The sequence below is a fragment of the Mycobacterium europaeum genome, assembly GCF_002102155.1.
GTDB lineage: Bacteria > Actinomycetota > Actinomycetes > Mycobacteriales > Mycobacteriaceae > Mycobacterium > Mycobacterium europaeum.
The window spans coordinates 116,785-134,175 of record NZ_LQOU01000065.1; the positions used below are offsets into that span (position 1 = coordinate 116,785).

Genomic DNA, 17,391 nt, shown 5'->3' on the forward strand with positions numbered 1-17,391 from the left:
ATCGTCGCCGAGCTATTCGCCGTCGTCCGCTTCGTATCCGGGGTGGGCGGCCGCCAGCCGGCGCCGCACCAGCGTGCGCAGGCAGGCGATGACCTCCCGGGCCCGTCCGTCCAGCTCACCCGCCCGTATCGCGGTGGCCAGCTCTTCCTCGTCGGCGAACCCCAGGTCGGCCAGCGCGGCGACGGACTCGGCCTCGCTCTCGTCGAGCAGTTCGCGTTCGACGATGCGCAACGCGTTGGCGGCCACCCGGGCGTGGAAGTTGACCTGCCCACTGGTCGCCGCCCGCACGTCGGTCTCCAGGAATTCGGCCACCGCGGCCACCAGCTCGGCCGCGAGCGGACGGCCGTACGGGCCGATCACTCCGGCACCTCGTCGAGCAGGTCGAGCAGGTCCCACTCCGTCTCGCATACCCGGCGACCGATCGCGGCCAGCTCCACCGAGCGGAACTGGCCGGTCAAATGCCGCTCCGCCTGGTAGCGGCAGATGACGCCCCAACGCAGCGTGGCCAGCACCAGCCACCAGTGAAACGCCACCCGGTCGACGCTAGTCCCGCCGGCCTGCTCGTAGGCGCGAAGGAAGCTCTCGATGCTGCCGAGGCCGCCGGCGCCGAGGCTGGCCGGGGCGCCGGAGCGCCAGGCCCGGATGCAGAACCAGGCGAGGTCGTCGTACGGGTCGCCGCGGTGCACCAGCTCCCAGTCGAGGACCGCGGCGAGGCGGGCGCCGTCGACGATGAGGTTGCCCATCCGGTAGTCGCCGTGCACCAGGACGTCGGCCGAAGGCTCCGGGCGGCGGGCCTCGAGCCAGCGAAACGCCCATTCAAAGGTGGCGGTGGTGTCGCCCATGGCGTCGAGCCGCTCGCGCCACTGCGTGAGCGGGTCCTCGTGGGCCAGGCCGGGGATGCGCGGGTCGGCGCGGTGGATGGCCGCCAGGGCGTCCGCGCACTGCCGCAGCAGCCCCGCGCGGGCCGGCTGGCCGCCCGCCGCGTCGAGCTGACGCTGAATGCGCCGGACGATGGTCTCGCCGGCCACCTCGTCGCAGATCAGAAACGGATTGCCCAGGGCCGCAGGCGAATCATCGGCGATCAGGACGTGGGGGACCGGTGCGCCGGCGGCGGCCGCGGCGGCCTGGGCGTTCGCCTCCAGTTCCATGCCGGCGTGCATGTCGTCGGGCGCGCCGATGCGCAGGATCAGCGCTCGGCGCCGGTCGCCGGTGACGCCGTCGAACGCCCACGTGGAACGGCTCGCGCCGCCGGTCAGGGCGCGCAGGTTCTCCACCGCGACCCCGGCGCCCAGGACGGGCGCCAGTTCGGCGGCGAGTCGAGAGGCCAGCTCCTCGGTCGACGTCACTTGCCAAACTTAAACAGCCGCTGGGCCACCCGGCGAATCTGGATCTCCTCGGCGCCCTCGGTGATCCGGTAGCGGCGGTGGTGCCGATAGATGTGCTCGAACGGCTCGTGCCGGCTGTAGCCCAGGCCGCCGAAGATCTGCATGGCCCGGTCCGCGGCGTCGCAGACGAGCCGGTTGGCACGATAGTTGGCCATCGACACCTTGTCCGAGACCTCCATGTGGTGGTCCCGGTCCAGGTGCCAGGCGGCGTAGGCCACCAGCAGCCGCACCATCTGGGCTTCGGTCTGCAATTCGGCCAGCGGCCATTGCACGGCCTGGTTGACCGACAGCGGCTTGCCGAAGACGGTCCGCTGACCGGCGTATTCGGCGGCCCGGTCGATGCAGTACTGCGCCGCGCCCAGGCTGCTGGCTGCCTGCCGAATCCTGTTCTCGTGCAAGAACGTCTGCGCGACCTCCAGGCCGCGGTCCACCTCGCCGAGCACCGCGTCGGCGGGCACCCGGACGTCGGTCAGCAGGACTTCGCCGTGATCGGTCGGCATGTTGAACGTCCACCAGTAGTAGGGGACGTCGAAGCCGGGCGCATCCGTCGGCACCAAAAAGGCCGTGATGCCCCGCGCCTGGCCCGGCTCACCGGACGTGCGGGCGAAGACCAGGTCGTGGGTCGCGCGGTGCACCCCGGTGTTGAACCGCTTGGCGCCGTTGATCACCCAGCCCCCAGAGCCCGAGCCGTCGGCCTGCGCGCGCGTCTCCAGCCACGTGGCGTCCGAGCCGTGCTGCGGCTCGGTCAGGCCGAACGCCATCGAGCGTTCCCCGGTGATCAGCGCTTCGGACCACAACCGGCGCTGCTCGGAGGTGCCGAACCGCTCCATCATGATCACCTGCGGGAAGTTTCCGACGATCGAGGACTCGTTCTGCAGATCGTTGTGCAGGCCGAGACCCTTGTGCGCCAGGTGTTCCCGGATCACGGCCATGTCGACGTTGGTGCCGTCCCGGCCGCCCAGCGACGACGGCAGCCCGTAGCGCAGCCAGCCCGCCCTGTCGGCGCGCCTGCGCATCTCGGCGAGCAGGTCTTCCCACTCGCGCGTGGGGATGCCGTCGTTGTCCCAGTCGGTGCGGGCGTGTTCGCGGCGCTTGTCGAAGAACTGGATGTGGTCGCGCTCCAGGGGTTTGATCTCCGCCTCGATGAACTCGTCCATCTCGGCGAGCAGGCCCGGAAGGTGTTCGGGGAGCGTGAAATCCACAGTTTGTCTCCTATGTCTGCTTGCCGCTGCCGTAGAGAGTTTTCTTCCAGATCGTCGACAGGGTGGCGATGGCGTCGGTGTCGCTGATCTTGATGCCCAGGTTGGAGGGGCCGACGAACACGGTGGTGAAGTTCTCGAACAGCAGGGCGATGGCCGCCGCCGTGTGCTGCGGGTCGAGCTCGGTCCCGTAGCCCTGCTCCTGGGCTCGGCGCACCGAGGCGGCCACGATGTCCATGCCGAAGCGGCGGAATTCGTTCTGCACGGCCGCGAATCGGCGCTGGGTGGCGGCCAGCTGCGCCACCGCGATCATGATGCCGATGTTCTGTTTGAACATGTTCCAATACCCGGTGACCACCGCGGTGAAGAAGGCGTCGTCGTCCGGCGAGTCGGGTAGCTCCAGGCTCAGCCCCGACGGTGTCACGACGTCGTGCAGGAACGACTCCGCGAGGGCGGCGAGCAGGTCCTCCTTGTCGGCGAAATACCGGTAGAACACCGCGGGCGACTTGCCCGCCGCCGAGGTGATGTCGGCCAGGGTCGTGCCGTGGAAACCGCGCTCCGCGAACAGCTTACGGGCCGCCTGCTCGATGGCCTGCCTGGTCTGGCGGCCCTTGGCGGTCGGCGCCTCCGAAGCGGGCATCAGCTGCGCATCCGGTCGCCGGCGCGCAGCAGCGCGCTCGGCAGGTCGTGCCCGACGACGGACTTCGCCACCCCGGCCGCGGCGATGGCGGCCTGCAGGTCGACGTCGACCCCGATGCCGCTGTCGCCCAACAGGTACACCAGGTCCTCGGTGGCGATGTTGCCGGTGGCTCCCGGCGCGAACGGGCAACCGCCCAGGCCGCCGACCGACGCGTCCAGCCGGGTCACCCCGGCGCTGACCGCGGCGTAGGCGCTGGCCAGCCCCGAGCCGCGGGTGTTGTGGAAGTGGCCGCCCAGCGGCAGGTCGCCGATCACCGGGCGCAATTGCGCGATCAGCGAACTCACGCGTCCCGGGGTGGTGGTGCCGATCGTGTCGGCGATCGAGAGGCGGTCGACGCCGCGGTCGCGGGCGGCCGCGGCGATGTCGAGCACCCGCTGCGGCGGGGTGGGGCCTTCGAACGGGGAGTCCCATGCGGTGGCGATGACCACCTCGACGGTGACGTTGCTGCCGTGCGCGATGGCGACGATCTCGTCGATCTGGCCGGTGGCCTCGGCGCTGGTCCGGCCGACGTTGGCCTTGCTGAACGTGTCGTCGGCGGCCACCACATACTCGACCGAGCGCAGCCCCGCCGCGACGGCCCGCTTGGCCCCGTTCGGGCTGGCCACCAGGGCGGAGAACTCGATGTCGGGATAGTCGTGCAGGTGGGCGGCGAGCTCGGCGGCGTCGGCCATCGACGGCACCTTGGATGGCGAGACGAATGCGGTGGCCTCCACCTCGCGCACCCCGGTGGCGGCGATCGCCGCCAGCAGCTCGAGCTTGGCCGACAACGGGATCGGCGCTTCGATCTGCAGCCCGTCGCGCAGCGCCACCTCACGGATGGTCACGTGTGTGTTCACACCACCCCCTCGGCCCGCAGCGCCTCGAGCTCCTCGCCGGTCTTGCCCAGCAACCCGAGGTAGACCTCGTCGTTGTGCTGGCCGGGACGGGCGGGCCCGGCCGCGCGGACCCGGCCGGGGGATTCCGAGAGCACGGGCACGACGCCGGGGCCCAGCACGTTGCGCCGCACCCGCTCGTCGTAATGCTCGACCAGCATGCCGCGGGCCCGCAACTGCGGGTCGTTGACCACCTCGGCGACCGTGTTGATGGGCCCGGCGATCACCCCTGCGGCGCTGAGGGTTTCGATGATGTCACCGGGCTGGCGCTCGGCGGCCCACGCGCCGATGATCTTGTCGAGTTCGTCCTGGTTGCGCCCGCGCGCGACGTGCGTGGCGAACCGGTCGTCGGTGGCGAGTTCCGGGCGCCCCATCGCCTTGCACAGCCGGGCGAAGACGGTGTCCTGGTTGGCGGCGATCACCACCCACGAGCCGTCGGCGCTGCGGTAGATGTTCGACGGCGCGATGCCCTCGAGCCGGGTGCCGGACGGTCCGCGCACCACGCCGCCGACGTCATAGTCGGGGATGGTGGATTCCTGGACGGCCAAACAGGATTCGGTCAGCGCGACGTCCACCACCTGGCCGCGCCCGGTGACGCCGCGGCGGTGCAGCGCGGCCAGCGCGCCCTGGGCGCCGAACATCCCGGCCAGGGTGTCGCCGAGCGAGAGCGCCAGGCGGGGCGGCGGGCCGCCGGGGAAGCCGTTGAGGTGTCGCAGCCCGCTGGCCGCCTCGGCCACCGAGGCGTAGCCGGCCTTGTGGGCGTCCGGCCCGGTCTGTCCATAGCCGGACACCCGAACCAGGATGATGCCCGGATTGCGGGCGCTGAGCAGGTCGTAACCCAGGTCCCATTTCTCCAGCGTCCCCGGGCGGAAGTTCTCCACGATGATGTCGGACTTCTCGACGAGGTCGCAGAACAGCTCGCGGCCGCGCGGGCGGCGCAGGTCGAGGGTGATGGCCCTCTTGTTGCGCGCGTGCACCGTCCAGAAGACGTGCTCCCCGTCGACCTCCGCCTGGCCCCAGGTGCGCAGCGGGTCGGGGGCGCCGGGGGGTTCGATCTTGATGACGTCGGCGCCCATGTCGCCCAGCAGCCGGCCCGCGAACGGCCCGGCGATCAGGGTGCCGAGTTCGAGCACCCGGATCCCGTCCAGCGGGCCGGCGGGCGTCACTCTTTGCCCGCGAAGTCGTGGCGGACCAGCCAGTCGGTGACGATGTCGACGGCCGCGCGCAGCTTGTCGCGCTGGTCGGGGCCCGCGTAATAGTGGGTGGCGCCGGGGATTTCGTGCATCTCCTTGTCATGAGAGTCATCGCGCCCGATCGCGTCGAAGAGCCGCCGGGTGTGGCTGGGCGTGCAGGCGTCGTCCGCCAGATTACCGATCACCAGCGCCGGGACCGCGATGTCGGCCCCGCAGGCGACCCCGTCGCCCCGGGCGTCGTCGTAGCTCCATTGCGAGAGCCAGCCCCGCAACGTGGAGAAGCGCGCCAGCCCGACCGGGCTCATGTTCACCACCTGAGGATCCCCCAGGTAGCAGGTTCCGGGGGTGCGTTCGTTGGGATCGACGGTGGGGTCCAGCCATCGCGGGTCGGCCATCGTGCCGTGCACCACGAAACAGAACTCGTCGTCCGGACGTCCGGCGGCCTTCAGCTCGGCGAGCTTGTCCTTGACCCACGCGGTGATGCGCCGGTTGCGTTCCACCTGGGCGCTGCGGTAGCGGGCCAGGAACTCCTGGTTGTAGGGCGGCTGGTTCGGGTTGTCCGGGTTGTACAGGTCCAGCTCGGGATCGCGTTGGGTGGGGTCGGCTTCGTCGAGGATCGACGCGTCGAGCCATTCGGTCAGCGTGCCGTGCCGGCTGATGTGCGCCGCCAGCAGCATGATGCCGTCGGCGGGGATCAGGTCCAGGGCGGTCAGGTCGGGGCCGTCGCCGGACGGGCTCGACGTGATGGTCGGGTGCTGGGCCTGCTGCTGGTAGAACATCGACAGCGAGCCGCCACCGCTCCACCCCGCCAGGACCACCTTCTGATAGCCCAGCCGCTTCTTGGCGTCCTTGATGCACTCGCCGAGGTCCTCGACCACCTTCTCCATCAGCAGCGCGGAGTCGGTGCCGCGGAAGCGGCTGTTGCAGTAGATGACGTGGTGGCCGGCCCGGGCCAGCGCGTTGATCATGGGCAGGTAGGCGCCGCCGCCGATCGGGTGCATGAACACCAGCACGGTGTCCGACGGCTTGTCGTTCGGCTTGAGCAGGTAGCTCTCCAGCACGGTGATCTCGGCCAGGCCGCCGTACACGTCGCGGACGCCGGAATTGTTCTGGAAGGCAACAAGATAGGGGATTCGCTCGTATTCGTGGCGTTTCGTCATGGTCAGTGTTGTCCTAGGTCGTGCGCCAGCACCTCGGCCGACGGGTTCAGTCGCCGGCGGGTGTCGACGGCGATCACTTGCCAATCGACGCGGGTGTACTCGTCGAACTTGCGGCGCGCCCGTTCCCGCGCCTTCTCCGGTGCGCCGTGGTGAACGCCTTGCGGCGCATGGGAAATCAGTCCGGGCGGCATCGGGATGCCGTAGAGCGAGCCGCCGTGGAAGAAGGCGATCTCGTCATAGTCGACATTGCGGTGATACCACGGCGTGCGCTCGGTGCCCTGCACGCCTTCGGCCGGCTTGGGCAGAAAGTTCATCACGTAGACGCCGGTGGCCTGCATGAACAAGTGCACCGTCGGAGGCAGGTGGACGCTGTCGGAGGTGACGACGTTGTAGTCGGCGATGTTGAAGGTGAACGCGAAGTTGTCGCCGCGCCAGCCCTCGACGTCGAGCGGATTGTGTTGGTAGAAGAGCGTTGTCGTGCCCTCATCGTGAATGGGCCGGTGGACGAGCCGGACCTCGTACTCGTCGCGGCCGTCGTCGTCGATCGGCGCTGGCTCGGGGATGATGGCCTGCGACGGGTCGAAGGGGAAGTGGCGGCCCAGCGGTCCGGGCGGCGGCACCCGGAACTCGTCGGCCGCCTCGACCATGAGCAGGGTCGTCTCGCTGTCCGGCAGCTGACGCCAGGTGCACGCCTTCGGCAGGTAGACCCAGTCGCCGTCGGAATAGCGCAGCGGGCCGAACTCGGTTTCCAGCAGGCCCGCGCCCCGGTGGACGAAGCACAGCAGGTCGCCGTCGACATGGCGGGTGTAGAACGGCATCGGCTCGTGTCGGCGGCTCAACAGGATTCGGCAGTCGGCGTTGTCGAACATCAGCAGGGGACCGCCGCGGGCGTCGGTGGCGTCGCCGGGCTTGAGCTCGCCGGCCAGCACGTCGATCGGGCGCAGCGGTCCGGCCGACCGGTAGGCGGTCGGGTCATGGCGGCGGTAGAGGTTGGCGGTGCGGCCGGTGAACCCGCCCCGGCCCAGCTCGTCGTCCTTGAGGCCGTCGAGATCGGCGTGCAGGCGTCGCGGTGTCCGGCCTCTTCGCAGGTGGACGAAGGATTCCATGGCTGACCCCCGGTTCGGGCGACGGACAAAACTGAAAGTGACATTACTTTTTGTTTCGGGCGCGCACAAGGGTGGGCGGATCCGCCGACCAGGCCCGGCTTACCGGATTTGATATCGCCCGCGCTATCAAATCCTGCGAAGGCCACATGACCAGGAGCCGCCGGCGCGGCCCATCGCGTCAGTCGCGGACGCGCACCACGACCTTGCCTCTGGCGGTGCGGTTCTCCAGCGACGCCACCGCGGCGGCGGCCTCCGCCAAGGGGTAGACCTCCGGGTTGGGGGCCGCCAGCCGGCCCGAGCTGAGCAGCTCCTCGAGGCCCGCCCACTGCTCGGCCAACGCGTTCGGATGCGTCGCGGTCCACGCGCCCCAGCCCACGCCCACCACGTCGATGTTGTTGAGCAGCAACCGGTTCACCTTGACCGTCGGGATGTCACCGCCGGTGAAGCCGACGACCAGCAGCCGGCCCCCCGGGGCGAGCGAGCGTAGCGAATCGGTGAACCGGTCGCCGCCGACCGGGTCGAGCACGATGTCGACGCCGCGCCCGCCGGTCAGCTCCTTGACCGCGTCCTTGAACCCGTCGGCCAGCACCACATCGGTGGCCCCGGCGGCGCTCGCGACGTCCGCCTTGGCTCCGGTGCTGACGACCGCGATGGTGCGCGACGCCCCGAGCAGCCCCGCCAGCCGCAGCGTCGACGTCCCGATGCCGCCGGCGGCGCCGTGCACCAGCACCGTCTCGCCCCGGGCCAGCCGGCCGCGCACCGTCAGGGCGAAGTACACGGTCAGGTCGTTGAACAGCAGGCCGGCGCCCGCCTCGAAGCTCACGTTGTCGGGCAGCTTGAACACCCGGTCGGGCGCCACGATCGCGACCTCGGCCATGCCCCCGGACAGCATCGTCAGCCCGACGACCCGGTCGCCGGCCGAAACGTGCGCGCCGTCGGGCGCCGAGCGCACCACGCCGGCGATCTCGGCTCCCAGCACGAACGGCGGTTCGGGGCGGTATTGATAGAGGCCGCGGGTCAGCAGCGCGTCGGGGAAGGCGGCGCCGGCGGCGTACACGTCGACGACCACGCCGTCACCCGACGGTTCGTCGACCTCGGCCACCTCTATCGCGTCCGGCCCGTCCAGCCGGGTCACCCGTGCAGCTCGCATGGTCGGACAGCCTACTGCCGGCTCAAAATCCGCCGGCCACCCGCACCACCGCACGCCCGGTGAACTTGCCGGCGCGCACCTGGTCCAGCACATCGACCACGTCCCTGACGTCGACGTCGCTGGTGAGCGAGTCCAGATGGCGGGGCCGCAGCGAATCGCCCAGCAGCGCCCACAGTTTGCGACGCCGGTCGATCGGCATCTGCACCGAGTCCATCCCCAACAGCGCGATGCCGCGCAGGATGAACGGCATCACCGTGGTGTGCAAAGCCGGACCACCCGTCAGGCCGCTGCAGGCCACCGCCCCGCCGTAGTCGACGGCGCTCAGCACGTCGGCCAGCGTCGCGCCGCCCACGCAATCCACCGCGGCCGCCCAGCGCGCCTTGGCCAACGGCCGCGGCTTGGCGTCGGGGTCCTCCGGCAGCCGGCCGATAACGTCCGCGGCGCCAAGCTCTTTCAGCAGCCCGGCCGCCGACTCCTTGCCGGTCGAGGCGACCACCCGATAGCCCGCGGCGGCCAGCAGGTCCACGCTGACCGAGCCGACGCCGCCGGAGGCCCCGGTGACCACCACCGGCCCGGCGCCGGGCTGGACGCCCCAGTCGATCAGCGCCTGCACGCTCATCGCGGCGGTGAAGCCGGCGGTGCCGATCGCGGCGCCCTCCCGTGGGCTCAACGCCCCGAGCGCGACGACCTGGTCGGCCGGCAGCCGCGCGTATTCGGCGTAGCCGCCGTGGTGGCCGGTGCCGATCTGGTATCCGTGGGCCAGCACCTGCTCGCCGACGGTGAAGTCGGGTGACCCGGACTCGACGACCTCGCCGGTCAGGTCGATGCCGGGCACCACCGGGTAGCTGCGCACCACGCCGCCGCGCGGGGTCAGCGCCAGCGCGTCCTTGTAGTTGACGCTCGAATACAGGACCCGGATCGTCACCTCGCCGGGCGGCAGGTCCGAGTGGCTCAGCGTCTCGACCGACGCGGTGATCCGGTCACCATCTTCCCGAGCGACGAGCGCTTGAAACGTGTCCATCCCTCGACGCTAACCTCACCGTATGGATTCCTTTCCACTCGGTCGCTTTTCGGTCTCCCGGGTGGGCTTCGGCGCCATGCAGTTGCCGGGCCCGAACGTGTTCGGCCCGCCGCGGGACCGCGACGAGGCGCTGGCGGTGCTGCGGCGGGCGGTCGAACTCGGCGTCGACCACATCGACACCGCCCAGTTCTACGGCCCCGACGTGGCCAACGAGCTGATCCGCGAGGCGCTGCATCCGTACCCGGAGAACCTGGCCCTGGTGAGCAAGGTCGGCGGGCGCCGCGACGACCGCGGCGGCTGGCTGCCGGTCGACGACCCCGCCGACCTGCGCCGCGACATTGAGACCAACCTGCGCGCGCTCGGCGTCGACCAGTTGGCCGCGGTCAACCTGCGCGTGTTCGAAAGCGACGGCCCGGATCAGCTCTTCGACGACCAGCTTTCGGTCATGATCCAAGCGCGCGACGACGGGCTGATCGGCGGCGTCGGGCTGAGCAACGTCAACCGCGAACACCTGCTGCACGCCCTGGACTGCACCGAAATCGCCTGTGTACAAAACGCTTTCAATCTCGTCGACCGGTCATCGCGGCCCGTCCTGGACGAGTGCGCGGCGCGGGGTATCGCGTTCGTTCCGTTCTTCCCGCTGGGGGCGGCCTTCATCCAGCCGAATCCCGTGCTCACCCACGAACTGGTGGTCGAGGCCGCCGAGCGGCTCGGGCGGACGCCGGCGCAGGTCGCGCTGGCGTGGACGCTGAGCGTGGCGCCCAACGTGCTGCTGATCCCCGGCACCTCGTCGGTGCGCCACCTGGAGGAGAACCTCGACGTCGCCTCCATCCAGCTCGACGACGACACCCGCGAGCGGCTGGACGCGATCGCTACTTGAGCTCGGCCGACGACAGGCCCAGCAGGCGCCGGGCGACCACCAGCTGCTGAATCTGCTGGGTGCCCTCGAAGATGTCGAGGATCTTGGAGTCGCGGGCCCACTTTTCCAGCATCGATTGCTCGGAATAGCCTGCGGTGCCGGCCAATTCGACGGACTTGAGGGTGACGTCGCTGGCCATGCGGCCGGCCTTGGCCTTGCTCATCGAGGCCTCTTTGGAGTTGGGGATCTTGTTGTCGGCCTGCCAGGCCGCCCGCAGCGCCAGCAGGTAGGCGGCCTCCCAGTCGGCCTCCATCCGCAGGAACTCGGCGGCCGGGGCGCTCTGGGCGTGCGACGGTTTGTCGTAGGAGATCTCCACCCCGGCCTCGGTGAGGATCTTGCGGATTTCCTCCAGGGCGGCGCGGGCCACCCCGATCGCCATGGCGGCCACGATGGGACGGGTGTTGTCGAAGGTCTCCATGACGCCGGAAAAGCCCTTGCCGACTTCGATTTCCGGGTTCCCGAGCAGGTTCTCCCTGGGGATGCGGACGTTGTCGAACCGGATCGCCGCGGTGTCGGAGCCCTTGATGCCGAGCTTGCGCTCGAGCCGTTCGACGGTGACCCCGGGGTGCTCGCGGGGAACGATGAACGACTTGATCGCCGCCCGCCCCTGTGACTTGTCCAGCGTGGCCCACACCACGATGTGGGTGGCGCGCGAGCCGGCGGTGACATAGATCTTTTCGCCGTTGATCACGTACTCGTCGCCGTCCAGCTTGGCGGTGGTCGACACCGCCGCCGAGTCGGAGCCGAAGCCGGGTTCGGTGATCGCCATCGCCGCCCAGACCTTGCCCAGGCGCTCCAGCTGCTCCGGGGTGGCGACGGCGGAGATGGCCGCGTTGCCCAGGCCCTGATAGGGCACCGAGAGCATCATCGCGACGTCGCCCCAGCAGGCCTCCAAGGTCTGCAGCAGCGCGGCCATGTTGGCGCCGTTGTGGTTTTGGTCCCGGTCCTGGTTTTCGTCGCCCAGCTTGTCGGCCCCGGCGAATTCGAGCGATTCCGACGCGCCCGCGAACAGGTTGTACAGCGTGTCGAGCTCGACGGGGTAAGCGTGCTCGGAGAGGTCGTACTTGCGGGCGATCGGCCGCATCAGCTCGGCGGCACCCTGGTGGGTCTTGACGGCCACCGCTTGCAGCTTGCGGGGCAGTTCGAGATTGATTGCCATGATTGATCTTTCGGCTTGAGTTGACGAAACGACTTAGATGACGACGACACCCTCGGCCACGCCGATGGCCCGCAGGTCGCGGTACCAGCGCTCGACCGGGTGTTCCTTGGTGAAGCCGTGGCCGCCGAGCAGCTGGACGCCGTCGAGGCCGATCTGCATGCCCTTGTCGGTGCCGAGCCGCTTGGCCAGCGCCGCCTCGCGAACGAAGGGCAGGCCCTGCTCGGCGCGGGCCGCGCCGCGCCAGGTGATCAGCCGCAGCCCGTCGAGCTCGATGGCGATGTTGGCGCACATGAAGGCGACGGCCTGGCGGTGGGCGATCGGCTCGCCGAAGGCTTCGCGCTCCTTGACGTAGGGGACGACGTAGTCGAGCACCGCGTGCGAGGTGCCCACCGCCAGCGCCGCCCAGCCCAGCCGGGCCAGCGCGATCGCCTCCGAGTAGTCGTCATCGGTTGCCTCGTGCTCGCCGAGCCGCGCGGTCAGCGGTACCGTCACGCCGGACAGCTCCAGGTGGCCCAGGGCCGCCGCGCGCAAGCCCATGCTCGGATCCGCCTTGACGGTAAGGCCTTTCGTCGACGACTCGACGATGAACAGCGCCGGCTTGCCGTCGAGTTGCGCCCCGACGATGAACAGCTCGGCGTCGGCCGCCGCCGGGACCAACGACTTCACACCGTCGAGGCGGTAGCCGCTCGGGGTGCGCACCGCGGTGGTCGCCAGGCGGGTGGGGTCGAACAGCGGCTGCGGCTCGGCGATCGCGACGCAGGCCTGGGGCACGTTCTCGCCGGCGAACTCGTGCAGGTAGGTGGCCTGCTGGTCCGCGCTGCCCCAGTGGGTCAGCGCGGCGGCCACGCCGCCGGGGGCCAGGATCGGCAGCGCGAGACCCATGTCGCCGTAGGCCAGCGCCTCGGCCACCAGCACGTTGGTGACGCTGGAGCGGTGGGCGGCGATGCCGTCGAAGTCCTCGGGGATGTTGATCGCGGTGATGCCCAACTCGGCGGCCTTGGCGATCAGATCGGGCGGGTAGGTCGCCGCCTCGTCGGCGTCGTGAGCCGCGGGCCGCAGCACCTCCTCGGCGAATTCGGTGAGCGTCTCGACGATCATCTTCTGGTCGTCGTCTGGTGTCAGGTCGAAGTAGTCCTTGCCGCTCGACTTGAGCCGGGTCGGCCCCCCGCGCAGGTTCTGCAGCCTGTTGAACTGCCGGGACGCCGCGGCGGCCGTGGAGAAGATCGTCTTCGTGCCGTACTGCAGGCCGCGGTTGACGGGGTCGCGCAGTTGGTATTTGTCCAGGAACTCCTGCCCCATCAGCGGGGTGAGCAGCGCGATGGCGATGTCAACGCCCGTGCGCTTGTGCGGTTGCAGCCCGATCCCGCTCTGCCGGTCTTTGCGCTTGCGTGAGCGGGCGGATTTGGGCGTTTGTGGTGAACCGGAACGAGTGTCGGTCATGTCGGCAGCCTCTGCTGTTGGGGCGATGCGGATAACCCTATCTTACTCCGGAGTAAGATCACCGAGAACACCTGTTAACTAATTCACAGCACCGGCGAGGATGCCGAGCACCGGCGCGTGCAGCGGCCCGTTCGTCGCCACGGCGCTGCCGCGGTGCGGCCCGGCGATGCCGTCGAGCCCGGTCAGGTTCCCGCCCGCCTCGCGCACCAGGATGTCGAGGGCGGCGAGGTCCCACACCGACACCTCGGGCTCGGCGGCGATGTCGACGGCGCCCTCGGCCAGCAGGCAGTAGGAGAGGAAGTCGCCGAAGGCGCGCACCCGCCACACCGCGTCGGTCAGCGCGAGGAAGCGCTCGCGCAGTCCGCGCTGCGCCCAGCCGGACAGGCTGGAGAATGAGAGGCTGGCCGAATCCAGTTGTGCCACAGTGGAAACCGCCAGCTGGCGGGGCGGTGCGCCGTCGACCGAGACGAAGGCGCCCTGGCCCCGCGCCGCCCACCAGCGCCGCTGCAGCGCGGGTGCGCTGACGACGCCGACCGTGGGCAGCCCGTCTTCGAGCAGCGCGATCAGGCTGGCCCAGACCGGCACCCCCCGTACGAAGTTCTTGGTGCCGTCGATGGGGTCGACGATCCACTGCCTTCCGGTGAAGGAGGTGGTTCCGCCGAACTCCTCGCCGACGATGCTGTCGTGCGGTCGTTCGCGTCCCAGCACCTCGCGCAGCCCGATCTCGACCGCGCGGTCCGCGTCGGTGACCGGCGTCAGGTCGGGTTTGGTGTCAACACGCAGGTCGAGCGCCCCGAACCGGGCGGAGGTCAGCGCGTCCGCGCGGTCGGCCAGCGTTAGTGCCAACGTCAAATCGTCCCGGCTCATGACGCAGTCCTATCACGGCCCTACCATGGCGGCGTGTGGGAATTCGGTGTGCTGATCCTGCTGGTGGCCGTCCTGGCGGTGTTCCTGGCCCAGCGGTTCCTCCCTCGCGGTCCCCGCGGTGAACTGCTCAACGGCACGCTGCTGGTGACCGGGGTGAGCCCGCGGCCGGAGGCCACCGGTGAACAGTTCGTCACCATCGCCGGGGTGATCAACGGACCCACCGTCAGCGAGCATGCGGTGTATCAGCGCATGGCGGTCGACGTCGACCACTGGCCGACCATGGGCCAGTTGTTCCCGGTGGTGTATTCGCCGAAGAATCCGGACAACTGGAGGATGGCGCCGGCCGAGCCGCCCCCGGTGTAGCGTCCGCTATCCGGCGGCCGGCGGCCGCGCCATCACCGTGATGCGGGCGCCGTACCGCGGGACGACCATCGTGGCTCGCGAGGCCGTCCCGCCTGGTATCCCGGGGATTCCCGGCATGCCGGTTGCGGAAGCGACTGGCTGGTCGATCCCGAAAAGTGCCGGATAGCCGGCGCCGGGTAGCGCCGTGATGGGGCTGCCGGGTGCGGTCCAGCTCGCGGGCACCGACATCGAGCCGATGGTTCCGGCGCGGGCAAGAGTCGCGGTGACGTCGCCCAGGCTCGCCGCCCCGAGCCCCGAGGCGGCACCGCCCAACTGGGGGGCCGCGGCGAGCACCGGGACGAGCGCGGGCGCCGCGGCCGCTCCGAGGTTGGGCAGCACGCCCAAATCGCCCTCGGCGCCGATGATGCCGGTGACGAGTGCCTGCTCGTAGTCGACGGCTTTCATGGTGAAGATAAAAGTGAGGATGGCGTCGAGCGCGGTGAAGTCCTCGGGGAGGATCGGGTTCGTCGGCAGGGTCGATGTCGCCGAAACCGACTGCGACACCGGGGCGACGGCGCTGTTGACCGCTTTGGTGACCGCGGCGCTCTGGGCGGTCATCGCGGTCGGGGTGGTGCTCTGGCGGGGGGAGGGGAACGCCGGCAACTGGGTGGCCGCCGCGGAGGAGACGGCGTAGCCGGACATCGCGGCGGCGTCCTGCGCCCAATACTCGGCGTACTGGGCCTCGGCGGCGGCGATCGCCGCGGCATTCTGGCCGAAGAAGTTGGTCGCCACCAGCATCGCCAGCTGGGTGCGGTTGGCCGTGACGGCTACCGGCGGCACCGTCATCGCGAAAGCCTGTTCATAGGCCGCCGCGGCGGCCCGGGCCCGCATGGCCGTCTGCTTCGTCAGATCAGCGGTCGCATACAGCCAATCCAGGTAAGGGGCGGCCGCAGCCGACATCGATTCGGCGGCGTGGCCGCGCCAGTGCAGACGGGCCAGGCCCGACAACACCGATTCATAGGTCGCGGCGGTGATATCCAACTCGGCCGACAGCGAGTCCCAACTCCCCGCGGCGGCCAACAGCGGGCCGGCGCCGGGCCCGCTGTACATCCGCCCAGAGTTGATCTCCGGCGGCACGAAAGCGAAATCCATCATGCGTCACTTTCCTTGGCTGGGTATGCGGCGAGACACCGGAACGCGAGTGCGATGGGTCGACTCGACATTCGTGCCGAGCGACCCGTCATCGGCCTAGCGGTGTGTCACCCGGCCGCGGGCGGGCGTGGCATCACCGTGAGCCGGACGCCGTACCGGGGCGGGACACCCACGCCGGTGGAGCGCGACAGCGCGCCCCCGGGCATTCCGGGATAACCCGGATAACCGGACGCGACGACCTCGTCGGTGCCGGGAAGTGTCGTCAGGCCGGCGGGTTCCAGCTCTGCGATATGGGTGGTTGCCGGTGCGGACCAGCTCGCCGGTACGGACATCGGCCCGATGTTGTTGGCGCGGGCAAGGGTTGCGGTGATGTTGCCCAGCCCCGCACCACCGCCGAGGGTCGATGCGGCTCCGGTGATCTGCGGTGCCGCGGTCAACGCCGGGGCCACATCGGATGCCGTCGCCAGTTTGGGCAAGATGCCCAGGTTTTTCTCGGCCCCGATGATGCCGGAGGCGAATGCCTCTATGTAGTAGGTGGCGTTGATCGTCGAGTAGCTGGCCAGGATGCCGTCGAGCACGGTGAAGTCCTCCGGGACGATGGGGTTCGTCGGCAGGGTGGCGGTCGCCTGCAGATTCGGCGCCGCGGCGATGACCTGTGACACCGGGGCGGTGGTCGCGGCGGTGTTGACGGCCTGGGTGACCGAGGCCTTCTGAGCGGTCAGCCCCGCTTCGTTGGTGGAGTTGCTCGGGGAGGCGAACCGTGGCAACTGTGTGGCCGCCGCCGAGGAGCTCGCGTACCCGGCCATCGCGGAGGCGTCCTGGGACCAATACTCGGCGTACTGCGCCTCGGTGGCCGCGATCGCCGCGGTGTTCTGGCCCAACACGTTGGTCGCCACCAGCGATGACAATTGGGTGCGGTTGGCCGTGACCGCTGGTGGGGGGACCGTCATCGCGTGCGCTTGGTCATAGGCCGCCGCGGCCGCCCGGACCTGCATGGCCGTCTGCTTCGTCTGCTCGGCGGCCGTCTGCAGCCAACCCACATAGTGGGCGGCGGCGGCCGCCATCGCCTCCGAAGCCGCGCCGCCCCACTGCAAGCTCAGGGTCGAGAGCACCGATTCGTAGTACTCGGCCGTGGTGGCCAATTCGGCCGACAGCGAGTCCCAGCTGCCCGCGGCGGCGAGCAGCGAGCCAGACCCGGGGCCACCGTACATCCGGGTAGAGTTGATCTCTGGGGGTAAGAAGGCGAAATCCATTGTGTCACAGCTCCTTGGGTAGATTGAGTGTTAGGTCGCGCGGCATACGGCGCGATGTCGGATGGCCGCCGCTTCGGCGGTGGCCGCTTGCGGACGGGAAAAGCGCGGGGAGTCTGGTGATGCGGGCGGACGGCGATGACGGCGGACGGTCGCCGTCTACGTCTGGCCGGGCAGCCTCGCGCACATTGTCGGTGGGGCGTGTGCACGGAACATCTCAAGCGACCTTCGGTTCTCTGACGTGTTCAAACTCGCAGGCGCGGCGGCAAAACGTGGATTTTCCGCTGAATTCGTGGCGGTAGGGCGTGCAGAGTTAACCGGAGATTTACTTCGTGGACGGGCGACGTTAATTCGGTCTGCCGGGTCGCGAGATCGCGTGAAGGACTTGATCTCCGATCGAGGTGGCCTTACGGCACGCGCACCGGGCATCTTTAGCAGACCTCTGTCTTGGGTGCCTCAAAACTGGCAGAGATCTA

The 17,391-nt window shown here is 69.8% G+C and carries 17 protein-coding genes; 2 read left to right on the forward strand and 15 right to left on the reverse strand.

Features of this window, described 5'->3' with window-relative positions; all coding sequences use genetic code 11:
- Positions 1-12 precede the first annotated feature (12 nt).
- From AWC03_RS25400 to AWC03_RS25445, 10 genes are all read right to left on the reverse strand, one after another.
- The gene (locus AWC03_RS25400; protein WP_085243450.1) at positions 13-360 is read right to left on the reverse strand and encodes a DUF6285 domain-containing protein; all 348 of its coding nucleotides are present in this window, start codon (positions 358-360) and stop codon (positions 13-15) included.
- Entirely contained in the window at positions 357-1,346 is a 990-nt protein-coding gene (locus AWC03_RS25405) for a phosphotransferase family protein (protein ID WP_085243451.1), read from the reverse strand. Before AWC03_RS25405 ends, AWC03_RS25400 begins: the two co-directional genes overlap by 4 nt.
- Positions 1,343-2,587, reverse strand: a complete 1,245-nt coding sequence (locus AWC03_RS25410) for an acyl-CoA dehydrogenase family protein (protein WP_085243452.1) — start codon at positions 2,585-2,587, stop codon at positions 1,343-1,345. The genes AWC03_RS25405 and AWC03_RS25410 overlap by 4 nt, the downstream gene beginning before the upstream one ends.
- 10 nt (positions 2,588-2,597) lie before the next feature.
- Entirely contained in the window at positions 2,598-3,224 is a 627-nt protein-coding gene (locus AWC03_RS25415; RefSeq protein ID WP_085243453.1) for a TetR/AcrR family transcriptional regulator, read from the reverse strand.
- Complete coding sequence (locus AWC03_RS25420) at positions 3,224-4,120, reverse strand: hydroxymethylglutaryl-CoA lyase (protein WP_085243454.1); 897 nt, start codon at positions 4,118-4,120, stop codon at positions 3,224-3,226. Before AWC03_RS25420 ends, AWC03_RS25415 begins: the two co-directional genes overlap by 1 nt.
- Positions 4,117-5,322, reverse strand: a complete 1,206-nt coding sequence (locus AWC03_RS25425; protein WP_085243455.1) for a CaiB/BaiF CoA transferase family protein — start codon at positions 5,320-5,322, stop codon at positions 4,117-4,119. The genes AWC03_RS25420 and AWC03_RS25425 overlap by 4 nt, the downstream gene beginning before the upstream one ends.
- Positions 5,319-6,509 (reverse strand): alpha/beta hydrolase family protein, encoded by a 1,191-nt coding sequence (locus AWC03_RS25430; protein WP_085243456.1) that lies wholly within the window; start codon positions 6,507-6,509, stop codon positions 5,319-5,321. The genes AWC03_RS25425 and AWC03_RS25430 overlap by 4 nt, the downstream gene beginning before the upstream one ends.
- Before the next feature lie 2 nt (positions 6,510-6,511).
- Positions 6,512-7,615, reverse strand: a complete 1,104-nt coding sequence (locus tag AWC03_RS25435; RefSeq protein WP_085243457.1) for a homogentisate 1,2-dioxygenase — start codon at positions 7,613-7,615, stop codon at positions 6,512-6,514.
- A 178-nt stretch (positions 7,616-7,793) separates the two neighbouring features.
- Positions 7,794-8,765: an NADPH:quinone oxidoreductase family protein gene (locus tag AWC03_RS25440; RefSeq protein WP_085243458.1), complete on the reverse strand. Its 972-nt coding sequence runs from the start codon at positions 8,763-8,765 to the stop codon at positions 7,794-7,796.
- 22 nt (positions 8,766-8,787) lie between these two features.
- Complete coding sequence (locus AWC03_RS25445) at positions 8,788-9,786, reverse strand: acrylyl-CoA reductase family protein (RefSeq protein ID WP_085243459.1); 999 nt, start codon at positions 9,784-9,786, stop codon at positions 8,788-8,790.
- A 22-nt stretch (positions 9,787-9,808) separates the two neighbouring features.
- Between AWC03_RS25445 and AWC03_RS25450 the strand changes: the two genes are divergently transcribed.
- Positions 9,809-10,666 (forward strand): oxidoreductase, encoded by an 858-nt coding sequence (locus AWC03_RS25450; RefSeq protein ID WP_085243460.1) that lies wholly within the window; start codon positions 9,809-9,811, stop codon positions 10,664-10,666.
- Here the strand turns inward: AWC03_RS25450 and AWC03_RS25455 are convergent.
- The 3 genes from AWC03_RS25455 to hisN all read right to left on the reverse strand — a co-directional run bounded on the left by AWC03_RS25455 (position 10,659) and on the right by hisN (position 14,171).
- Entirely contained in the window at positions 10,659-11,864 is a 1,206-nt protein-coding gene (locus AWC03_RS25455; protein WP_085243461.1) for an acyl-CoA dehydrogenase family protein, read from the reverse strand. The genes AWC03_RS25450 and AWC03_RS25455 overlap by 8 nt on opposite strands.
- 33 nt (positions 11,865-11,897) lie before the next feature.
- Positions 11,898-13,304: an acyl-CoA dehydrogenase family protein gene (locus AWC03_RS25460; protein ID WP_085243462.1), complete on the reverse strand. Its 1,407-nt coding sequence runs from the start codon at positions 13,302-13,304 to the stop codon at positions 11,898-11,900.
- Positions 13,305-13,382: 78 nt separating this feature from the next.
- Complete coding sequence (gene hisN, locus AWC03_RS25465) at positions 13,383-14,171, reverse strand: histidinol-phosphatase (protein WP_085243463.1); 789 nt, start codon at positions 14,169-14,171, stop codon at positions 13,383-13,385.
- A 33-nt stretch (positions 14,172-14,204) separates the two neighbouring features.
- Between hisN and AWC03_RS25470 the strand changes: the two genes are divergently transcribed.
- On the forward strand, positions 14,205-14,534 hold the full coding sequence (locus AWC03_RS25470) for a hypothetical protein (protein WP_085243464.1): 330 nt from the start codon (positions 14,205-14,207) through the stop codon (positions 14,532-14,534).
- 6 nt (positions 14,535-14,540) lie between these two features.
- On the opposite strand, the gene AWC03_RS25475 is transcribed toward AWC03_RS25470, so the two are convergent.
- Positions 14,541-15,665 (reverse strand): PPE family protein, encoded by a 1,125-nt coding sequence (locus AWC03_RS25475; RefSeq protein ID WP_085243516.1) that lies wholly within the window; start codon positions 15,663-15,665, stop codon positions 14,541-14,543.
- A gap of 107 nt (positions 15,666-15,772) precedes the next feature.
- Positions 15,773-16,918 carry a PPE family protein gene (locus tag AWC03_RS25480; RefSeq protein ID WP_085243465.1) on the reverse strand — a complete coding sequence of 382 codons (1,146 nt, stop codon included), beginning with the start codon at positions 16,916-16,918 and terminating at the stop codon, positions 15,773-15,775.
- Positions 16,919-17,391: the final 473 nt, after the last annotated feature.

Bases quoted from the DNA above. Each gene is read 5' to 3' on its own strand.
- AWC03_RS25415 (WP_085243453.1), bottom strand. From the start codon at position 3,224: ATGCCCGCTTCGGAGGCGCCGACCGCCAAGGGCCGCCAGACCAGGCAG.
- AWC03_RS25430 (WP_085243456.1), bottom strand. From the start codon at position 6,509: ATGACGAAACGCCACGAATACGAGCGAATCCCCTATCTTGTTGCCTTC.
- AWC03_RS25435 (WP_085243457.1), bottom strand. From the start codon at position 7,615: ATGGAATCCTTCGTCCACCTGCGAAGAGGCCGGACACCGCGACGCCTG.
- AWC03_RS25440 (WP_085243458.1), bottom strand. From the start codon at position 8,765: ATGCGAGCTGCACGGGTGACCCGGCTGGACGGGCCGGACGCGATAGAG.
- AWC03_RS25445 (WP_085243459.1), bottom strand. From the start codon at position 9,786: ATGGACACGTTTCAAGCGCTCGTCGCTCGGGAAGATGGTGACCGGATC.
- AWC03_RS25450 (WP_085243460.1), top strand. From the start codon at position 9,809: ATGGATTCCTTTCCACTCGGTCGCTTTTCGGTCTCCCGGGTGGGCTTC.
- AWC03_RS25455 (WP_085243461.1), bottom strand. From the start codon at position 11,864: ATGGCAATCAATCTCGAACTGCCCCGCAAGCTGCAAGCGGTGGCCGTC.
- AWC03_RS25460 (WP_085243462.1), bottom strand. From the start codon at position 13,304: ATGACCGACACTCGTTCCGGTTCACCACAAACGCCCAAATCCGCCCGC.
- hisN (WP_085243463.1), bottom strand. From the start codon at position 14,171: ATGAGCCGGGACGATTTGACGTTGGCACTAACGCTGGCCGACCGCGCG.
- AWC03_RS25475 (WP_085243516.1), bottom strand. From the start codon at position 15,665: ATGGATTTCGCTTTCGTGCCGCCGGAGATCAACTCTGGGCGGATGTAC.
- AWC03_RS25480 (WP_085243465.1), bottom strand. From the start codon at position 16,918: ATGGATTTCGCCTTCTTACCCCCAGAGATCAACTCTACCCGGATGTAC.